At 53.3% G+C, this 935-nt stretch carries 1 protein-coding gene; it reads left to right on the top strand.

Features of this window, described 5'->3' with window-relative positions:
• Positions 1 to 795: IS5 family transposase (locus T9A_RS16505; RefSeq protein WP_035250782.1), on the top strand; the 795-nt coding region annotated here is incomplete at its 5' end.
• Positions 796 to 935: the final 140 nt, after the last annotated feature.

The following is a 935-nucleotide window of genomic DNA, read 5'->3' on the forward strand; positions in this document are numbered from 1 at the left end:
GGCCGGCCGCCGTATGCGCTATCGAGCATGCTTCGCATTCATGTCATGCAGATCATCTACAACCTGAGTGATCCGGCGATGGAAGATGCCTTGTATGAGATCGAGTCCATGCGCCGTTTCGCAGGGATTCGACTCTCTCGGGTTCCTGATGAGACAACGATCCTGAACTTCCGGCACCTGCTGGAGCAGCACACTCTTGGCAAGAAGCTGTTTAAGAAGATCAACCGTCAGTTGGCACGACATGGCCTGATGGTTCGGGAAGGCAGCATCGTTGATGCGACGATTATCGAAGCGCCGAGCTCGACGAAGAACAAGGAAAGGACTCGTGATCCGGAGATGCATCAGACCAAGAAAGGCAATCAATGGCATTTTGGCATGAAGTGTCATATTGGCGTCGATGACACAGTGGGTCTGATTCATAGTCTTGCCACAACCGCCGCTAATGAGCATGACCTGACGGCATCAGGCGAACTTTTGCATGGTAAAGAGAAGCGGGTCTGGGGAGATGCGGGTTATTGCGGCATCGAGAAACGCGAAGAGCACAAGAACCGTAAAGTGGATTGGTTTATCGCTGAGCGGCCGGGTAAGCGCGCCACGATGTCGAAGGTGGCAAAGGAATGCGAAACGATCAAAGCCAGCGTTCGAGCCAAAGTGGAGCATCCCTTCAGAGTGATTAAAGGCATGTTCGGCTACAGCAAGGTTCGCTACCGGGGTCTGGCGAAGAATACCAATCGGCTCTATCTCTTGGCGGGGCTGCACAACCTGTTGAGGGTGAAACGGGTGCTGCTGCCCTAGGGGCAGTGCGCCTGGTTGCCGCTAAAACGCGGCAAACAGGCGAAAAAATGAACACTCAAGAGAGAACTGTGGCCTGAATTTCACGGCAGAAGCTGATTGAACACCGCAAACGTCAAAAGAGCGAGTTATTCAGACTTTCC

Source organism: Alcanivorax jadensis T9, assembly GCF_000756655.1.
Taxonomy (GTDB): Bacteria; Pseudomonadota; Gammaproteobacteria; order Pseudomonadales; family Alcanivoracaceae; genus Alcanivorax; species Alcanivorax jadensis.